Origin of the sequence: Rappaport israeli (assembly GCF_001888055.1) — a bacterium.
Classification (GTDB): Bacteria; Pseudomonadota; Gammaproteobacteria; order Cardiobacteriales; family Cardiobacteriaceae; genus Rappaport; species Rappaport israeli.
The window spans coordinates 1-409 of sequence record NZ_LXHZ01000046.1; the positions used below are offsets into that span (position 1 = coordinate 1).

Genomic DNA, 409 nt, shown 5'->3' on the forward strand with positions numbered 1-409 from the left:
GCAAGTCCGCAAAGTCCGCAAAGTCCGCAAAGTCCGCAAAGTCCGCAAAATCCGCAAAGTCCGCAAAATCCGCAAAATCCGCAAAATCCGCAAAGTCCGCAAAGTCCGCAAAGTTCGCAAGGTTCGCAAGGTTCGCAAGGTTCGCAAGATTCGCAAGGTTCTCAAGGTTCTCAAGGTTCTCAAGGTTCGCAAGGTTCGCAAGGTTCGCAAGGTTCGCAACGCTAAACAGGAAACAGGAAACAGGGAATGGTGCTCTTTTTATCCCTCACGTGCGCTAATTATTTGTGCGGTAATTTAGATGGTGGTTTGGGCGGTATTCGGTATTCGGTGTTGCGGTGTTGCGGTGTTGCGGTGTTGCGGTGTTGCGGTGATGCGGTGTTGCGGTGTTGCGGTGATGCGGTGATGCGGT

1 protein-coding gene is annotated in these 409 nt (G+C 52.1%); it reads left to right on the plus strand.

The window, feature by feature from the left end; all coding sequences use genetic code 11:
- A partial coding sequence (locus A5N84_RS10365) for a hypothetical protein (protein ID WP_198923928.1) occupies nt 1-225 on the plus strand: 225 nt, incomplete at its 5' end.
- Nucleotides 226-409: the final 184 nt, after the last annotated feature.